Source organism: Acinetobacter sp. CIP 102129 (assembly GCF_000368305.1).
GTDB lineage: Bacteria > Pseudomonadota > Gammaproteobacteria > Pseudomonadales > Moraxellaceae > Acinetobacter > Acinetobacter parvus.
In genome coordinates, this window is record NZ_KB849339.1 from 56,601 (window position 1) to 74,838 (window position 18,238).

Genomic DNA, 18,238 nt, shown 5'->3' on the forward strand with positions numbered 1-18,238 from the left:
AATTGTAGCAGAGGATGACCATGAGTCAGATTGCAGACAGTATCCAGATTCGTAATACCACATTTAAAAACCGTATTATCAAAGGTGCCATGAGTGAAGCACTTGCCAATCATGATGGACAACCGAATGATTTGCATATTGGCTTATATGAGGCTTGGGCAAAGGGTGGTTTAGGTTGTGCCATTACAGGCAATGTCATGGTCAATATCGCTGCCAAGAATGAACCTGGTGTGGTTGTAATTGAAACTGAACGTGATTTGGCAAAATTACAGCAGTGGGCGGCAGTGGGTAAAAAATACGGGATGGTACAATTGATTCAATTGTCACATCCAGGTCGTCAATGTCCAAAAGGTTTGAATAAGGAAACGGTTGCACCCTCGGCTGTGCCATTTAGCCCAATGCTGGCCACCATGTTTGGTACGCCTCGTGAACTAAAACATGAAGAAATTCTGGATATTATCCAGCGTTTTGCCACAGCAGCAGCCATTTGTGAAAAAGCAGGTTTTGAGGGCGTGCAACTACACGGTGCGCATGGTTATCTGATCAGCCAGTTTTTATCGCCACTGACCAATAAACGTACTGATCAATGGGGTGGTTCAATTGAGAATCGCAGCCGTTTTTTGCTGGAAATTTATAAGGCGGTACGTGCTGCGACTTCTGAGAACTTTATTATTTCAGTCAAACTCAACTCTGCTGATTTCCAGCGTGGCGGAATTACTGAAGAAGATGTCATCACCGTATTCAAGGCAATTGATGCCGCAGGGATTGACCTGATTGAAATCTCAGGTGGAACCTACGAAGCCCCTGCAATGGCAGGCGCAAAAGCTGAATCACGTAAAGCCAGCACCATTGCACGTGAGGCTTATTTTCTGGAGTTTGCCGAAAAGATTCGCCAGCATGTATCGTGTAAGTTGATGGTAACAGGTGGCTTCCGTACCGTTGCAGGTATGAATGCCGCACTTGAAAGTGGTGCATGTGATTTTATCGGTATTGCCCGTCCATTGGCAGTTGAAACTGATTTAACAGATCGCTTAATTGCGGGCAATGATGTGCGTTATGCCGTAAACCAGATTAAAACAGGCATCCCAATGGTTGATAAAATGGCCATTATGGAAATTATCTGGTATGCAGCACAGTTTAAGGCGATTGGGCAAGGTAAAAAGCCAAATCCTAAATTATCGCCTTTAATCGTGTTCCTGAATTACGCCAAAGGCAATATTAAGGCAGTGATCAAAGGACAGGTGAATTCACGTAAATCAGCATAATATTTTAGGACTCTTCGGAGTCCTTTATTTTAAGTGATAAAAAAAGCCACTGTCTCATTGATGCAGTGGCTTTTTAATATTTGGCGTCCCTACGGGGATTCGAACCCCGGTTACCGCCGTGAAAGGGCGATGTCCCAGAGTGCGAATTTTATACAATATTTTTGTAAAGTTATGTTAATGTGGGCAGGTGTTTTAGCACGTGATGTAAATTTTCGGGTGCTAAATGTGAGTATCTTTGCGTTATTCGAATATCAGAATGCCCCAACAATGTTGAGACGTGGTAAAGCGGAACTCCTTGCTTCACAAGAAAACTAGCAAATGTATGTCTTAAATCGTGAATTCTCACATATCCCAAATCCGTTCTTTTTAATGCCATTTCAAACCCACGCCTGAAACTCTTTATATGTGTGTCAGTGCGATCACTATAAAAGACATAATGCTTGTGTCGTTTCAACCTAAGGAATGCATCTACAGATACACTATTCAGAGGCTTATAAATTGTTTTTCTATTTTTGCTCAGTGAGTTGCGAACGATAAAATAGCGATCATGCAAAAAGACATTGTTCCAAGTCAATGTAGTTAGTTCAGAAGCACGACATCCAGTATTCAGCGCAAGCACAACGAAATCATGAAGCATATGATTATTATGTTTTAACGTTGCAGTTAATAACTGATGACATTCAACAGCAGTGAGATAGCGAGGAATAAAGTCATCCTCAAACAACCTAAAGCGATTAAATACATTCTTAAAATTCGCTGTCTGGTTATATTGTAGATAATAGTTAAATGCTGATTTTATGACATTCAATTCACGATTTATTGTACTGTTTTTAACCCCTGATAATTGCCTAATGACGCAATAATCTGTCAGGACATCTATTGTTATTTCATCATAGTTATAGAACCATTCCAGATGTTTAATTTTCTCATCATATGTATGCTTTGATTGAAACAGACCGTTTTTAGAATAAAAATCCATTATTTCTTTTATATTCATTTTTTACCCCTTGTTAAATTTTTATAGTATCAGTTCAAGTTCGGAATACTCCGAACTTTCTAGTTATACCGCCCAGAGTCTGATTTTTCTTTTTTTGTAATCAGAGGGGGGATGTGTCTGGATGCTTGCATGTCGTGGGCAAGACTGCCCACTCTAGCCCCGCAGACGCGGGGTAACATGCGAGGGGACAGGGACGCACTCCATGACATAACGACATATTGCCCCTGTTGGGCAATATGTGGAAAATCAGAGATTTTCCGAACCGAGAATTTTAATGCAGAAAAACCATTCATCATAAAAAACTTGACAAAACACTGTTGGCACATGTTTTGCTTGTGCGTGTTTTTTAATCAAGTAACGACATTAATTGTCGCTAATGTTTGATAAAAGTAGAAAGAACTAAGAATTGCTGTTCATATCAAGCCATCTTCCAGGGCTTGTTCTATCTTAGCCATCTGTTCAGTATCTTGTTGATAATCGTTCTGATGATTGAGCGAATTATTGACTTGATCATTGTTAATTCCTTGTTGCTGAGGCTGATGCATCGGGTTAAATGGACGGTCTCCAGACATGTACTTTTGACAATCAGATTGTGGTACGTTTAAGCGCGTGCCTTGCTGCGTGTATGCGTAGTATTTGCCATCCCATTTAACACAGCCAATGAATTGCGGTGTATCTGTAACCTGATACTGAAACTGGTCGTAAGGGACATTGTAAGGATCATTAGGGTCATATTTAATTGTGTAGGCCTGACCCATGTTTTTTTGTTGTTCAAATTGATTGAACCATTCGACACATTCAGGTTTTTCAACATTAGCGCCCTTTCGACATTCGATATTTAATTGATCAGGTGGAATTGATGAAGTCTGATGTTTTTTATCTGTCTGATTAGATTGTGCAGATTGTTGAGATTCGGGATTAATAAATTTTTGCGTTTTATCACTTGTGACCATTTTAAATATAATAAAACATAATATAAGAACAGCACCGCCAATATAATAAGCCTTTTTTGGGACTTTAAATTTTACAGTGTGTGTTGTTGCTGATTTATAGTAGCTGAATAAATTTTTTGGATATTTAAATAAAAATTCATTTTCGGCCACTTCTTTAGATGATTGAGATTGAGGTTGTTTCCTGCAACTTCTCCAGTAGTAAACGCTTGCCAATTTTGCACCGTATGGACGGTGCAAATGATAATGCTCACCAACAAGGTCAAGTACGAAAGCATTTAGAAAGCGAGGGGATTGTGTAATAAACCATATATCATGACCAGTATGACGGTGTACTTGTAACTTCTGTACAATGTCATCCTTGTTTGCTGACGTGCCAGATCTAAAACGCTCATGTTGCTGTGCTTCATCATAGTAAACAATAGAACCATCAGGCGTTTTTCGCCAGTCTTCTGGTGTCTTAAGTACATTGTCAACTTTTAAGCCGTTTATATCGCTGTATTGTTGCCGTACGTCTAAAATATATTCGAGCTTTAGATCAAGTTGATCATTTATATATTTAATCAACTCATTATATATAACTGAATCATAGAAATATGTCTCATATCTATTATTTAAGCTTAATCCAGCGAAAGATTGAAATTCATCAAATAGATGAGAGATTGTAATTTTTTCATTATCTGAATGTTTTAGTACATTTCTAATGTCTTCATATATTTTTTGATCACCATCAAAAAAAGATGATTGTATTAAAATTTGCTTATCGCAATTTATTTCTATGATTGATAAATTGCGCTCAAAGATTTTTGGATTGAGCTTTAGATGCTTTTCGTTTTGCTGTTCACGCTCAATAATTTTTGAAACAGCAAAAAGAGTTTTGCCAGAGCCTGGCGTACCAGTAGTTAAAATAATCATAATAAACTCCACCCGCCTGATCCGTTATGGCCGTTCACGGAACGGCAAACGGATCAGGCAGTTGCTTTCCTTAAACCTATTTTGCTTGCTTCAATCATTGCACGAGCAGCTAGCGCACCAATTAAAATAGATATGGCAACGTCTGCACCGCTAAGCCCTAAAAACATGATTGCTGATGAACCAGCGAAGTTCATACCGTTTAAGGCTTTTCCGATATAAACATCAATCAAGCTTTGTATTGCCTGACTTGAGACCAAAGCAAGACCAGCACCCAAAAGAACACGCTTTAAAGCACTTCCCAAGAGCAGCCCCAACAACCAAAAAAGAACTCTTATCATTATTCAGAACTCCCACGACTTAAACCCATTAAAATATAGGCCCCGATTAAGTAAGCAATCGCAATAACAAAAGGGCGTATCATTGACATGAACTGACAGAGTGGCTGATATGAAAATTCAAGATTTTGAGTTGAACCCATAAAAGAAACAGTAAATTGTTCTCCAGCAGGGCAACCATTGACAAAAGTAATTCTCTGGGATTCGTTGAAGGGTATTTCTTCCTGGGCAACAGGGACATCACCATCCTGATTTTGTGGATTAGATGGGTCATTAGGGTCATTGGGATTTTGTTCAGATTGATCTTTGTACCAGTCGAAAAAGTCGCGAATCTCATCATAAAAGTCTTTGTTTTGTTGCAAATCCTTTTCTTGATTTAAAGTAACAGCAGACGCATAAGATTCAAAGTCATCATAGAACTGTTTATCTTGTTGTTTAATTTCATCAAGGCGTTGTAAATATTGATTATATTTTTCAATTACAAGCGCATTATGTGCATTGTAATCAGTGCGCCAGTCTTTCCAGTCAAGATACCAGTTGCAAACTTGAACAGACCAATCACAGAAAGCAGGAAATTCTACAGGGGGATATTGTTCTGATGGTGTACCTTGTTCATCATCAAAATTATTTAACCATAAGCGGACTTCATCATAGAATTGCTGATCTTGTTGTTTAATTTGCTCAAGTGGGATTTTTAATTCCTCTAATTTCTGTTTTTGTTCCTCTAGTTTTTGGAGTTGATCAGTCATTTTTTGATTCATTTGATCTAAATTTTCTTTTGAATCAAGAGCCAAGCGTTTTAATTCTTCTCTATCTAAATTTGCTTTTTGTTCATTTGCTGCATAGTCATTCGACCATTGCTGCCATTCTTGATGCCATTGACACATGACAGAGGCCCATTCACAAAATGGGGGCCATTCAGAATTAGGGTCATCGGGGTCATTTGGGTCATCTGGAGGGGGAGTTATACAACGACCATTCACCATTTTCTGACCAGCAGGGCATTGATCATCCCGGGGCATACAATTCCCATTTGCATCTAAAGCCTGTCCAGCAGGACATTGTTTTGGCTTACATTGACCATTTACAAGAGTTTCACCGACAGGACATTTTTTCGGCTGACATTTGCCATTAGCGTCTTTTTCATAACCAGCAGGACAAGAAACAACACATTTTTTTTCAACAACATAAATAACAGTATTAGAATTGGAACCAACACAACCATCACGGGACTCAATATAAGAATGAGTTCCCCACCAACCAGAAGGCTGAGTAGCACAAGCTGCAGCACCAGTAGGATAGAAAGGACTAGAACCAACAATTCTATACTGACAGTTCTCAGAATCTCCCCAGGAACCAGAAGCACCGCCACCAGAGAAAGAACCACCAGCAGCAAAACTTTGACTTGATAAAAAGACTAATATCAAGACCGCAACATAATTAATAAAGCGAGTACAAATATTATTACTATTAGCCATGACATTATTTTTCCCCAAGTTTAAATTTAAAAAAAGGGCGCTTTTTACACGCCCTTTTGTGAACGCTATTAGACTAGTTACATCGCTCGACGGATAAGCTTCCAGCCCTTGATAGCAACTAGAATTAAAAGAACAGCAGCACCAATAGCAGCAACTGGAGTTGCTAAGCCCGCAATAGCAGCGACAGTCTCTGTTGTGTCAATAACGGCAGCATTTGAAAGACTAGCAGCAACTAAAGAACCAGCACCAATACCAGCAGGCAAGAAACGGTTTTTATTGGTTTTTTGAGTGTTTTCCATCACTTCTACATTTTTAAGATTCATTTCTGAAACTCCTATTTGATAAGTGATGCAAGTTTTTTAAAGCCCCACGCTGTAACCAGTACAAGACCGATTGCAGCGCAAAGTTGCCCAGCTTGCATCATTGATAGTTCGGGCAATCCTAAAAAGCCTACCTGCACCCACTCGATACATTGGTTGTTTTGGTCGATAGCAGTACATTGGTAAGCCATTATTTAAAATCCTATTTAAGACCGTAAGGTCTGCAACATCCCAGCAGTCACGGCACGTTTGTACTCAGTCATGTATTCACGCATGAACTCATTCGAATTTTCGAGCAAGGCAATGATCTCTGGTGAAAGTGGAATGTCTTGTGTATATTTGCCAAATGCGAACCCTTTAGCCCAAGCTGCATCTAACACTTTTTCTAGTTCAGGATTCGCCATTAGTAATGTCCTTATTTAGATGCAGGAGCAGGAGCTAAAGGCGTAACATTGTGAACAACTTGTGTCAGGCGTGAACCAGTTGTAACAACTTCAAATTCAATTTTGGCCTTAATTGGAAAATCCAAATCTTGAAGTTTTTTGCAGTTGTCAGAAGAACCCCATTTGTATTGAACTGTTTCAGCACCAAAGCCGACACCTTCAGCAAAATCAGTCATCACTGAAATTTTTGTAAAATTATGGTTAGTACCATCAATAGTGCTATTGAAAGCTTTAACGCCAGTGATCACACATTCATTAGTAAACTTCATTTTAGTTTTCCTTAAATAGCCTAAGTAATAGAACCTTGTCCCTAAGCAGGCATAGCAGAGGGGGGCATTGAATTTGAGTAATCTAGGTAAAACGGTTCGAGCCGTTTTGGATATTCATCAACTTCATGAGTCAATATGTCCAAAACAATGCTGTCGTCTTGATAAAAATCACGTATTGCTGCAATGTATTTGCCGAATTGATGTTGTGTAATGCTTATCGCTTTATCCCAAACAATTTTTGCTGTCTTTTTGATGACTTCCAGCTTTATAGGTTGCTGTGAATAATCAAGGGCATGAAAGCAGGGATACGCAGCTACAAAATGCTGGGAAGCATTTAGCATTGCATCCAATGGGATATAGCAATTCTTAGCTTTATATTCGACCTCAGCACGCATCCATTTCGAATCTGTTTGTCCGAGTTGTTTACCCTTTTCATAGATACGTGCGTATTTTGATGATTTACGTGTGCCAATGTAGGCAGTTGATCCTGAACCGTCAGGCGTCCAGTAATCACCAATAATGTTAAATTTAGGTGGGCGACCACCTGATTTATAACCGCCTAGATCGAATTGTTCTTTAGCCCAATGGATTGAGATATTGTCAGATTCAAAGTCATCATGGGCCAAGTCTATACGTGTGATTTTAGGACGGTGAGCAAATAATCTTAGCCAGGCATGTAGATCATCTTCCCAGCCGTAATTGCCCAAAGTACAGCCCAAGCCATTGATCATGACTAGGATTGTGTCATTTTGACCGCCTACACAGATATGGCCGCAGCCATTTTCAAGCTTGTAAGTCTCTTCATAGTAGTTAATGCCTTTCGGCATCTTTGACTCTATGCCAAAACCAAAGATATCTTTTAGGACTTTGCCCATAGCATAGGCATAGTCTGAATTAGTGAACAGGGTATCTATTGGAAAACCGCATTGGTTTTCTATTGTGTTGTAAACCTTGAGTTTTTCCCGTTTCACCTTGTCAAACGTGGTTTTATGGATTGAAAAGTTAATCCAATCCGTAACCGCTATTTGTCCAGATGCAGGGCGACGGATGAGTTGATGAACCGCATCACCTTTCTCATTGATCACCATAACCGTATCGAGTAGGGGATAGCCCCTATAGCCGTCATGGAGTACGTTTAGAACCTGTTCTATTTCGGCGTTAAATTGAGCCGTTAGTTTTTGCTTTTGGTCCTCATCCCCATCTTCGCCCTCTATTGTTTCGGAAACGATGTTTTCGATTTGGGACTTTCTGATTTGGCTTAGGAGTTGATTCGCTATTGCTAACTTTTCCCCCGTATTACTAAGGGGGTTGGGCATCACCTCATCAAATAGCTTTCCCCACAGTGGGAATGTGGATAAAGGTTGATTCGTGTTCTTGAATAGTGGAAATGCCGTGTTGAGTGTCGGTAATCCGTGGTTGCTGTGAATGCTATTTGTTGACATTGTTCAGCCCCCGTATTCCTGACATTCTTTGTTGTGATCATCAAGATCATCAATAAAAGCTGTAATTGATGTTGTTTCTAATTCTTGTAGAACAATTTCTTCGATTGTGCACAGGACTGCCAAGATGTCATCGCATGAGTTGCCATCCATGATGTAGCCTTTGCCCTGGTTGTATAGGAAACTGGCTATTTGCTCGTAACATTTGATTTCTTGTTCAGTCATGACTTAGTCCCCATGTACAAATCATCTAAATGAAAGTAATAAGCAGCGACATGTGAACAATGTAAATTACAAAGACCTTGACCTTTTGAGCGATAAAAATTAATTAGGCCTAGACGAAACAGCCGAACTGAAATAGGAAAGTGTTCAATCATGACTTAGCCCTCAAAATCTGATAATTCTTTGGGAAATGTAGCAACGAGCTTGTCAAGCAGATCACCAGCGCCTTTCTCAAAATTAAAAGAAGCAGTGTCAAGAATATGTGCAAGATTCAATAGTTCTTCTTTGGTCAATTCAGGCTTGTAGGTCGTTTCAGTAAAAGTATTCATTTACAATGCTCCTTTTAATAAAGGGGAAGTTTTGATGACTTGGATAATTGTTTTAATTGTTATATTCGCAATCGTTGGCATTTTTTTAGGCAGTGCAAACAAAGGCAAAAAAGGAGGGAAGCGCAACCCAATCAAGGGTAAACGCATCATCACAATGAATGAACAGCCAACATTTTTAAGATTGAGAGAGGCATTACCTGAACACATTGTCTTGGCACAAGTTGCATTTAGTGCATTTATGACAGCAAGCGGATATGCAACACGTAATCTATTCAATCGAAAAGTGGCTGATTTTGTTGTGTTAGATAAGCAATTCAACATTGTTGCCATTGTTGAACTAGATGATTCATCACACAAAGGTAAAGAAGATAAAGATGATGATAGAGACGCTTTAGTTGCAGAAGCAGGTTTTCGAGTGATTCGATATAAGCGAACCCCTGACTTTGAGCAAGTAAGAAAAGACTTCAACATTTAAACCCCCAAAAGCTTGGCAGTAGCCAAGCCTTTCCTCATTTTTCACCAAAACCTGACAATCTGTCAGGACGTTGTGAAAAAAAACCTGATATATTCGTCAGGAAATGTACCTGACAAAATCGTCAGATTCAAGAGGTGAGGAAATGCTCAAAGACATCATCGAGATGAATAAAATTCGATTTGGAAGCTATGAAAAATTAGCTGAAAGATTGGATATTGATCCAACAGTTATATGCCACTGGAAGGCAGGAAGAAGAAAGCCAACAACTACACAGATTATGCAAATGGCTGATTTTATTGGATATGAACCACTACATGTTTTATGCTTGGTTATGGCTGAGCTCGATACCGAGCATAAAACACTGTGGGAAAAATGGCGTCCCTACGGGGATTCGAACCCCGGTTACCGCCGTGAAAGGGCGATGTCCTAGGCCTCTAGACGATAGGGACTTCTTGAGGTGCATGTATATTAGGGTTCCGTCACCAAAGTGTCAAGAAGATGGGGAGACAGTTTGTTCAAAATATAGCAAAACAGTTCAGCCGTCTTTTGGGTATCGTATAGGGCGGAATGTGCCTCCTTGCCATCAAACTCAATCCCCGCCTGAATACACGCCCGCGCCAACACAGTTTGGCCAAACATGACCGCACTGAGTGTTACGGTATCAAACACAGAGAAGCTATGAAAAGGATTCTGGTTCTTTGTTCCAGTACGGGCAATTGCCGCCTGCAAGAAACCTAAATCAAAATGGGCATTGTGTCCGACCAAAACCGCATGGGTACAGTGCTGAGCCTTGCGAACCTCGTTCAATGATTTGAAAATACGTTTCAATGCACCACGTTCGTCTTCTGCCATTGCCACACGCATGGGGTTAAATGGATCAATCCCAATAAAATCTAAAGAACGGCGGTCAAGGTTCGCTCCCTCAAAAGGATTGATATGGGCATGAAATGATGGTCCAGGAATAAATTGCCCTTGTTCATCATAGATAATTGGAATACATGCGATTTCCAGAAGTGCATCGGTTTGTGCATTAAAACCTGCTGTCTCCACATCAACAACAACAGGTAGGAATCCACGAAAACGCTGGGCAATTACAGGAGCTTTACTTTCTGCTTGTGTCACACTTTTCTCCATTGCAGTGTTTTTCCTGCATGAAGTGGAATAATTTTCTGACCATCAAGATAGTCAAATGATTCAGCTACGGTATTTTCTTCCTTGACCAGCGTGATGGTAGAGGTATTGCGTGGCAAACCATAGAAGTCAGCACCGAATATGCTAGCAAAACCCTCTAGGCGCTCTAATTTACCCACTTGGTCAAATGCCTGAGCATACAATTCAATCGCATTCGGTGCACTATAGCAACCTGCACAACCACAGGCATTTTCCTTGGCATGTTGTGCATGAGGTGCACTGTCTGTCCCTAGGAAGAATTTTGGATTACCGCTGGTTGCAACTTCCAGTAATGTGGTTTGATGAGTTTGACGCTTTAAAATCGGCAGGCAGTAAAAATGTGGCTTGACCCCACCAACCAACATATCATTACGGTTAAACAATAAATGTTGTGGAGTGATGGTCGCGGCAACATTGCGATCCTGCTCAAGCACAAAATTGGCTGCATCGCTGGTGGTGATGTGTTCCAATACCACCTTTAATTTTGGAAACTGTTTGAGTAGTGGTGAGAGGATTTCATCAAGGAAACGTTTTTCACGGTCAAAAATATCAACATGGTTGTGTGTTACTTCACCATGTAATAGTAAAGGCACCTGATGTTCTTCAAGCTGTTCAATTACTGCATACACCTTACGGATATCGCTGACACCATTGTCCGAATTTGTGGTGGCGCCAGCAGGATAAAGCTTGATGGCATTCACAAATTCAGAGTCTTTAATTTTACGAACTTCGTCTGGAGGGGTATGATCAGTAAAATACAGCACCATACGTGGATCGAAATGGAGCCCCTCTGGCACATGGGCAAGAATACGCTCGCGGTATGCCAAAGCTTCTTCTACAGTTTTGACTGGTGGAACAAGGTTCGGCATACAAATCGCGCGTGCAAATTGTTTTGCCAAATCAGGTACAGTGCGTTTTAGGGCTAAACCATCACGCAAATGTGCGTGCCAATCGTCTGGTTGTAAAAGTGTAAGAGTATTCAAGGCGTACTTCAAACTTAAAAATAATACAAATAATAATGCATATAGTGTGAAAATGGTAACTACAATTATGGATAAGTGGTTAACCAAAGCACATGACAAAATGCGATTTTGTGTTATTTTTATGCGGCATAAGAATAGTGCATTATAAAAAGAGTATTGAGGATGGATAACCAGTATGATCTTGATCAATTACGGAGGTCAAAAGAGGATCTAGAGCAGCTTGTTGCCCAGCATTTTAAATCAAATAACCGGCAGACCTTGCTCCCTAAAAAGTTGGAAGATGAGTTTTGGGCATTCAATATTGACCGAACACGTGTCAATGCCATTCAGTTTTTTGGTCAGGGTGTGATTACCTATACCATTTTTGTACTGTTGATCTTGCCCTCCAATTATTTTGTTCTTCGTGAAAGTCCACATTTTGTTCTCGATTTTATCTACAGCATTTTAAGTTTAATTGTTGTGGGGGCCGCACTGTTTTTATTCTGGGCCTTTTCCCGTTTTAGAAACCTAAGAGTTTTCTTTTATCCAGCCGCTTGTACGATTGTTTTTTTTACCATTGTACTGACTTCATCGCTGATGATCGGGGTCTCCAATGTGGTGTTGCAGAACCAGGCAATGGTGCTGGTTGCTTTCTTATACATGCTGGGCTTTATCCTGAGTGGTATCAAACCCTTGCATATGTTGTGGATCGGTTCTTTTGCGGCAATTGTTAGCCTGTTTTTTCTTTATTTTTTAAATATTCCCTATGACCTTTTGATGATAGGTCGGACCTTTATTGGAAGCCTGCTCCTGGGTTTTTCCATCAGTGTAATGCTGAATTCTAAAGAGCAACGGATTTTTATAAAATCAAAAATATCTGAGATTGATGAGAAAATTCTACGCTTACAGGCCTCCGAACTGCTCCATCTAAGTCAGCATGATGAACTGACCAATGTGTCGAATCGTCGTACTTTTGAGGAAATGTTTACCCATTACTATAACCTGGCATGTAAGGAAAGCACGTCGTTATCTGTGCTGTTTATCGATATTGATTATTTTAAAAACTACAACGATTTTTATGGTCATCAGATGGGGGATCAGGTGATTTCTGAAGTCGCAAAAACCATAAAAAGTTCGATTCGCCATATGGATTTTATTGCACGTTATGGGGGAGAGGAATTTGTGGTGCTGTTGCCTGAAACTTCTGCTCAAGGTGCGTATGCGGTTGCAACCAATATTTACCGCGCCATTGACCGATTAATGATTGTACATGAGAAATCACTGGTCTCTAATTATGTCACCATTAGTTTGGGCATTACGGTTTTTAATGGTAATCCTAAAATCAGTCAGGATTTCCTGATTCAGACTGCGGACAAGGCATTATATCGGGCCAAGCAGTTAGGCCGTAATCAAATTTACTATCAACCATTGCCTATTGTTGAATAAAACTTGGCAATTAAAAAAACCGAATATTAGTAAACAATATTCGGTTTTAATTTACTTGGAATAACCCTGAAATTATTCAAGGAATTTTACGGTTACACCTGAACGGACTTTATTCCCCAAGTCATTGGCATCCCAGTTGGTTAAACGGATACAACCATGTGAGGCGGTCTTGGAAATTAATGATGGGTTTGGCGTACCATGAATACCAAATGATTTTTTACTTAAACCAATCCAGATATTGCCCACAGGTGCGTTGGGACCAGGTGGCAAGGTCAGTGGCTTAAGGTTTTTCCCCTGAACAAAGTTGGATGGTGAGTAGCTATAGTATGGGTTTTTCGCAACACCGACCACTTTATAGGTACCTGTTGGAGAAGGCGTGTCAGCACTGCCAATTGTCGCAGGAAATGAAGCAATCATTTGGTTACGGCTATTAAACAGATAAAGCTGTTTTGCGCCTTTATGTGCCACGATTAAATGGATGTCTTCAGGCAAGTCGTTACGCACATTGGCAACAATGATTTTTTCACCTGGTTTTTTGAATGTTGCAGTTGGGTTGAGCTGTCTCAGGAATTTTTCATCCATGTGAAACTTTTCACCGAGCATTTCTGTCACGCGTGTGTAGTAAAGGCCTTTCATTTTAGCTTGCAGCGCATAATCTGATGGGATTGAGTCTGCATAAGGGCCCTTAAAATCAGCATCGGTTGTGGTGTATTCAACATAGGCTGGTTTGGTTTGCTTGGAAACCAGTGCATCCCATGTTTCCTTGGTGAGTTCACCTGTTGGGGTGATGCCATTCATTTGCTGGAATGACGCAATCGCTTTCAGCGTGTTTTTACCATTGGCACCATCAATCGCACCTGGTGACGCATGTGCATTGTTCAGCATGACATGGGCACGTGCATAAGCAGGAGATTGGCCTTTTGGCATATTCTCAGACCACTCGGCATTATTAAGCGAGTCTAGGTTCCAGCTTGTAGACACTGACTTGGATGTTGCTGCTGAATCTGGGGCTTTTTCCAGATTCTGGGAAACGGTTGAGGCGGCATTATTGGGTTGTGGTTCAGAAGCCGCCTGTGGTTCTGAGGCTGCCTGCGCAACCGCACTTGAAGATGACGCAACATTAATTGCTAAAGGATCAATTGGATCTTCAACTGAGGTCGAAATTTTTTTGGGATTTAAAGGTTGCTCAGTTGTTGGTGCAGCTAAAGCAACATTAATCAGAATAGAACTTAAACTCACAGCGAGTAATGAGCGAACAAACATGCAATTTAACCTTAAGAATTATTCATATTGGGATATAAGATATTACAAGTATTACAGAAAATAATTACGCTTGCAGTAGCAGTTTTGTGTCAAAGCGAAATTTTTGTTTAAAGGTGTAATGTTTGTATGGAATTGAAATTATAAATTCCAGGCTAACTTTGTTATGATGCGTTCCACATGAAAGAATTTAGAGATTGGTCATGACAACGTTGAAAAATGATCGTTTTTTACGAGCTTTATTACGTGAACCTGTAGACACCACACCTGTATGGATGATGCGTCAGGCAGGGCGTTATTTACCAGAATATCGAGAAACTCGCGCACAGGCAGGGGATTTCCTATCTCTATGTAAAAATACAGAATTTGCCTGTGAAGTTACTTTGCAGCCTTTACGCCGTTATGAACTGGATGCCGCAATTCTATTTTCTGATATTTTAACCGTGCCTGATGCGCTGGGATTGGGATTGTATTTTGAGACGGGGGAAGGGCCAAAGTTTCATAAAACAGTACGTACGGAACAGGATGTCGCCAACCTGCCGAAAATCAATGCCAAGTCTGACCTGGCCTATGTTATGAATGCCGTTTCAGCCATTCGATCTGCTTTAAGCGGACAAGTGCCTTTAATCGGTTTTTCTGGAAGCCCATGGACTTTAGCCACTTATATGGTGGAAGGCGGTTCCAGCAAGGAATTTCGCTTTATCAAGAATATGATGTATGCACAGCCAGAAGTGTTACATGCCTTACTTGATCATTTAGCCGACTCAGTGATTGATTACCTCAATGCACAGATTGATGCAGGCGCACAGGCCATTCAGATTTTTGATAGTTGGGGGGGCGCGCTGGCACATCGGGAATATATTGAATTTTCATTGAACTATATGACCAAGATCATTGCTGGGCTTCAGCGTGAAAAAGATGGCCACCGTATTCCGATTATTGTCTTTACCAAAGGTGGTGGACAATGGCTGGAAGCCATGCTGACAACAGGTGCAGATGCATTTGGACTGGACTGGACAACGCCACTTTATACTGCAAGAGACGTGGTTGCAGAACGAGCCGCCTTGCAGGGGAATATTGACCCAGCTACGCTTTATGGTTCGACGGCATCCATTGAAAAATCGGTCAAAGCCATGCTGGATGATGCCTACAGCAATGGTGAAAAAACAGGTTATATTGCTAATTTAGGGCATGGTATTACCCAATGGGTCGATCCAGCCCAACCAAAGATTTTTGTGGATACCGTACATGAATATAGCGCGAAATATCTAGGCTGATATTTAAAAGGCATTTCAAGGCTAAACCAGCTAGGATCAGTTTTGTGCAGTTGATTGTATTACCAATAAATTTTATCAGTACGGCAGCTTCGGCTGCCTTATTTGGATTGCTGCTTTTAATTGCTTTTGCAATGACTGCACCGATGGGAAGCCAGGAATATTACGGTTTTTACCGTTATGACTATTTGTTGTTTTATGCGCTGATGATCCAGATTTGCCTGCTGTATTTAAAACTTGAATCCTGGGATGAAGCCAAGGTCATTGCCTTATTCCATATTATGGCGATGGGGATGGAGATTTTTCTGACGCATCCTGCAATTGCATCATGGCAATATCCTCAGCCTGCCATCTTTAAGTTGCTTACGGTGCCATTATTTGCGGGTTTTATGTATTCTGCGGTCGGCAGCTTTTTTGCAAGGTCACTCCGCCTGTATCAGGTGTCTTTTGAAAATCTCCCCCAGTTTGGCAATATGTTGTGCCTGGCAGTTTTGTCTTATTTAAATTTCATGACCAAATTCTTTATTCCTGATATTCGTATGGGATTATTTATCTGGAGTGTGGTGATTTTCTGGAAAACAAAACTGTATTTTCAACTCGCCCAACATCGTTTCAAGGTTCCGATGCTGCCGATTTTGCTGATACTCGCATTCCTGATCTGGATTGCTGAAAATATCAGTACTTTCTATAAAATCTGGCTTTATCCAAGTCAGGTTGATGCATGGCATATGGTGGGCTGGGGGAAACTGGGTTCCTGGTATTTACTGTTATTACTGAGTCTGGTTCTGGTGCTCAAGATATTGGGGAAACGTGATCAAGATGGGACTTGGCGATTGCATTAGTCAACAATGCTTTATGTATTCTTGAGGATTTTGAAACTATCGCACCTCATGTTTGAATTCGCCCTGGTTTTTCTAAGACTTGAAAAGCATTTGATCAAGGCATGCAGAATTGATCAAACATCCACAATCACATAATACTTTTTAACCGCTTCAACCACTTCAAATGTGCCAATAAATGCAGGTGGAATAATCCCTGCATTTCCAGCAGCCACTTCAATAAACGTATTGGTCTGTGCATCATGGATACGTACAACACCTTCAATCACCTGAAAAAATTCCTGTTTATTGTCAGCAAACACAATATTCCATGCACCCACTTCACATTGCCAAATTCCACAACTCATATGAGGATGTTCATATAAGCTATAGGTCAGGCGTTCTGGGTTGCCTTTAACCAAGCGATCAGGACGAGGGTGGTCAATACTGGCTTCACCCTGAGTAAGCTGTCCCTGACCAGCGAGATAAATGGATGACATGGTAAATACTCAGATCAATAACTTTCAGGAACCGCACTTAAAAACTCACGGCGAGTTTCCTTGTCCGTCTTAAAATCACCAATAAACGAAACAGTACGGGTGGTGGATTCCTGCTTGCCAACACCACGCATCATCATGCACATATGCGCTGAATCAATCACCACAGCAACACCACGTGCCTGAGTCACTTCAGCAACCGCTTCTGCGATTTGCTGGGTCAAGTTTTCCTGAATCTGTAAACGACGGGCAAACATTTCTGTAATGCGGGCAAACTTGGATAAACCGAGCACCTGACCTTCAGGTAAATACGCAATGTGCACACGGCCATAGAAAGGCAGCAGATGGTGTTCACACAATGAATAAAACTCGATATTTTTGACCAATACCATTTCATGGTTATCGGATGGGAAAACCGCACTATTGGTCACTTCCTCAAGCGTTTTGCTATAGCCAGAAGTTAAAAAAGAAAAAGCTTTAGCCGCACGCATGGGTGTATCTTTTAGGCCTGGGCGATTTAAATCTTCACCAACGGCAGTTAAGATATTTGCGTACGATTGCTGCATAGACATAACAATGTTCACTTAGGTGGATTGAACAAAACGGCAATTGTATCAGAAAACGATTAAAAAACTTAGTTTTGATGCAATTGCCGATTACTGATTGTACTTTGGATTTTTTTCAGCACGTTTCAGCAGCACCAAAACTGCACCTGTACCACCCTGATTTTCAGGTGCGCTGACAAAAGCCAGCACGTCACGGTGTTGTCTCAGCCAACCATTGACATAGGTTTTTAAAATCGCTTCTGGACCTTTGCCATGTACAATTTTAATGACATTCTGATTTTCATCTTTTGCAATCTGGATAATTTGCAAAACGGCTGACCGTGCCTGCTCAACGGTACAGCCATGCAAATCGACTGCCTCAAACCAGCGCATTTTGCCTGCTTTTAAATCCTCAAAAACTTTATGCTGCAAGGTTGCAATCCGATAGCTTAAAGAAGCTTGGCTTGAAACAGGATTCAGGATGGCCTGGGTATCTGAAATCTCAGTATGTTCCTGTTCGGCAGAACCCTCAGCCGCGGCCCGTTTTGCCAATGTCTGGGCATCCACTTTTTTGCTGCGGGTGGTTTTGGTATTGGCAATATTATCATTGGCGATAGGTTTTACACCGACCAGTGCTTTTTTAAAAAGCTCGGTATCTTCCAGCTCTTCAACAGCAACCTGAGTTTTTTTTGACTCAGCCTGTTTGGCAACCGCGCTGGATTGAGGGTTGGAAATTTGCTTTTTAAATTGTTTTAACAATTGTTGCTGTGACTTGGAGAGGGAAGAATCGTTACTCATAGGTCTCGAAAAATCTAAATTTGTCTGCGTC

Annotated in this window: 21 protein-coding genes, 1 tRNA gene and 1 pseudogene; 5 read left to right on the top strand and 18 right to left on the bottom strand. The window is 40.8% G+C overall.

From position 1 onward, the window contains the following. The first annotated feature begins 20 nt into the window (after positions 1-20). Entirely contained in the window at positions 21-1,265 is a 1,245-nt protein-coding gene (locus F973_RS01720; protein ID WP_004759617.1) for an NADH:flavin oxidoreductase/NADH oxidase family protein, read from the top strand. Between the two features lie 169 nt (positions 1,266-1,434). On the opposite strand, the gene F973_RS01725 is transcribed toward F973_RS01720, so the two are convergent. The 11 genes from F973_RS01725 to F973_RS15190 form a co-directional block, all read right to left on the bottom strand. Beyond that, positions 1,435-2,262: a tyrosine-type recombinase/integrase gene (locus tag F973_RS01725; protein ID WP_004759619.1), complete on the bottom strand. Its 828-nt coding sequence runs from the start codon at positions 2,260-2,262 to the stop codon at positions 1,435-1,437. Positions 2,263-2,675: 413 nt separating this feature from the next. Then, positions 2,676-4,127: a zonular occludens toxin domain-containing protein gene (locus F973_RS01730; protein WP_004759621.1), complete on the bottom strand. Its 1,452-nt coding sequence runs from the start codon at positions 4,125-4,127 to the stop codon at positions 2,676-2,678. A 53-nt stretch (positions 4,128-4,180) separates the two neighbouring features. Next, positions 4,181-4,465, bottom strand: a complete 285-nt coding sequence (locus F973_RS01735) for a DUF2523 family protein (protein ID WP_004759623.1) — start codon at positions 4,463-4,465, stop codon at positions 4,181-4,183. Next, positions 4,465-5,940, bottom strand: a complete 1,476-nt coding sequence (locus F973_RS01740; protein ID WP_004759625.1) for a virulence factor TspB C-terminal domain-related protein — start codon at positions 5,938-5,940, stop codon at positions 4,465-4,467. Before F973_RS01740 ends, F973_RS01735 begins: the two co-directional genes overlap by 1 nt. A gap of 77 nt (positions 5,941-6,017) precedes the next feature. Continuing rightward, positions 6,018-6,263 (bottom strand): major capsid protein, encoded by a 246-nt coding sequence (locus F973_RS01745; protein ID WP_004759626.1) that lies wholly within the window; start codon positions 6,261-6,263, stop codon positions 6,018-6,020. Between the two features lie 11 nt (positions 6,264-6,274). Next, positions 6,275-6,451 carry a hypothetical protein gene (locus F973_RS15185; protein WP_004759628.1) on the bottom strand — a complete coding sequence of 59 codons (177 nt, stop codon included), beginning with the start codon at positions 6,449-6,451 and terminating at the stop codon, positions 6,275-6,277. A 15-nt stretch (positions 6,452-6,466) separates the two neighbouring features. Next, positions 6,467-6,664 (bottom strand): hypothetical protein, encoded by a 198-nt coding sequence (locus tag F973_RS01750; protein ID WP_004759629.1) that lies wholly within the window; start codon positions 6,662-6,664, stop codon positions 6,467-6,469. Between the two features lie 11 nt (positions 6,665-6,675). Then, the gene (locus tag F973_RS01755; RefSeq protein ID WP_004759631.1) at positions 6,676-6,972 is read right to left on the bottom strand and encodes a hypothetical protein; all 297 of its coding nucleotides are present in this window, start codon (positions 6,970-6,972) and stop codon (positions 6,676-6,678) included. Between the two features lie 41 nt (positions 6,973-7,013). After that, positions 7,014-8,414: a replication initiation factor domain-containing protein gene (locus F973_RS01760; protein WP_004759633.1), complete on the bottom strand. Its 1,401-nt coding sequence runs from the start codon at positions 8,412-8,414 to the stop codon at positions 7,014-7,016. Between the two features lie 3 nt (positions 8,415-8,417). Next, entirely contained in the window at positions 8,418-8,636 is a 219-nt protein-coding gene (locus tag F973_RS01765; RefSeq protein ID WP_004759635.1) for a hypothetical protein, read from the bottom strand. Between the two features lie 155 nt (positions 8,637-8,791). Continuing rightward, positions 8,792-8,962, bottom strand: coding sequence for a hypothetical protein (locus tag F973_RS15190; RefSeq protein ID WP_004759637.1), 171 nt, complete (start codon positions 8,960-8,962; stop codon positions 8,792-8,794). Between the two features lie 34 nt (positions 8,963-8,996). Between F973_RS15190 and F973_RS01770 the strand changes: the two are divergent. After that, positions 8,997-9,434 (top strand): annotated as a pseudogene (locus F973_RS01770) (DUF2726 domain-containing protein); the annotation flags it as partial. A gap of 376 nt (positions 9,435-9,810) precedes the next feature. Here the strand turns inward: F973_RS01770 and F973_RS01775 are convergent. The 3 genes from F973_RS01775 to pyrC form a co-directional block, all read right to left on the bottom strand. After that, a tRNA-Glu gene (locus F973_RS01775) sits at positions 9,811-9,886 on the bottom strand. A gap of 19 nt (positions 9,887-9,905) precedes the next feature. Next, positions 9,906-10,571, bottom strand: coding sequence for a ribonuclease T (gene rnt / locus F973_RS01780; RefSeq protein WP_004681252.1), 666 nt, complete (start codon positions 10,569-10,571; stop codon positions 9,906-9,908). Next, positions 10,556-11,590 (bottom strand): dihydroorotase, encoded by a 1,035-nt coding sequence (pyrC, locus tag F973_RS01785; protein WP_034431051.1) that lies wholly within the window; start codon positions 11,588-11,590, stop codon positions 10,556-10,558. Before pyrC ends, rnt begins: the two co-directional genes overlap by 16 nt. A 162-nt stretch (positions 11,591-11,752) precedes the next feature. Between pyrC and F973_RS01790 the strand changes: the two genes are divergently transcribed. Beyond that, positions 11,753-13,015 (top strand): diguanylate cyclase, encoded by a 1,263-nt coding sequence (locus F973_RS01790; protein WP_004759642.1) that lies wholly within the window; start codon positions 11,753-11,755, stop codon positions 13,013-13,015. A 72-nt stretch (positions 13,016-13,087) separates the two neighbouring features. On the opposite strand, the gene F973_RS01795 is transcribed toward F973_RS01790, so the two are convergent. Beyond that, entirely contained in the window at positions 13,088-14,278 is a 1,191-nt protein-coding gene (locus F973_RS01795) for a L,D-transpeptidase family protein (RefSeq protein ID WP_004759644.1), read from the bottom strand. 200 nt (positions 14,279-14,478) lie between these two features. Here F973_RS01795 and hemE point away from each other — a divergent pair, with 200 nt between their 5' ends. Together hemE and F973_RS01805 are read left to right on the top strand one after the other, a co-directional pair. Further along, the gene (gene hemE, locus F973_RS01800) at positions 14,479-15,552 is read left to right on the top strand and encodes a uroporphyrinogen decarboxylase (protein WP_004759646.1); all 1,074 of its coding nucleotides are present in this window, start codon (positions 14,479-14,481) and stop codon (positions 15,550-15,552) included. A 44-nt stretch (positions 15,553-15,596) separates the two neighbouring features. Continuing rightward, positions 15,597-16,391, top strand: coding sequence for a DUF817 domain-containing protein (locus F973_RS01805; RefSeq protein ID WP_004759648.1), 795 nt, complete (start codon positions 15,597-15,599; stop codon positions 16,389-16,391). Between the two features lie 113 nt (positions 16,392-16,504). Here F973_RS01805 and F973_RS01810 read toward each other — a convergent pair whose 3' ends face one another. From F973_RS01810 to F973_RS01820, 3 genes are all read right to left on the bottom strand, one after another. Further along, positions 16,505-16,867, bottom strand: coding sequence for a cupin domain-containing protein (locus F973_RS01810; RefSeq protein ID WP_004759650.1), 363 nt, complete (start codon positions 16,865-16,867; stop codon positions 16,505-16,507). Between the two features lie 14 nt (positions 16,868-16,881). After that, on the bottom strand, positions 16,882-17,430 hold the full coding sequence (folE, locus tag F973_RS01815; protein ID WP_171055691.1) for a GTP cyclohydrolase I FolE: 549 nt from the start codon (positions 17,428-17,430) through the stop codon (positions 16,882-16,884). A gap of 90 nt (positions 17,431-17,520) precedes the next feature. Continuing rightward, positions 17,521-18,207: a Smr/MutS family protein gene (locus tag F973_RS01820; RefSeq protein WP_034431054.1), complete on the bottom strand. Its 687-nt coding sequence runs from the start codon at positions 18,205-18,207 to the stop codon at positions 17,521-17,523. Between the last annotated feature and the right edge of the window lie 31 nt (positions 18,208-18,238).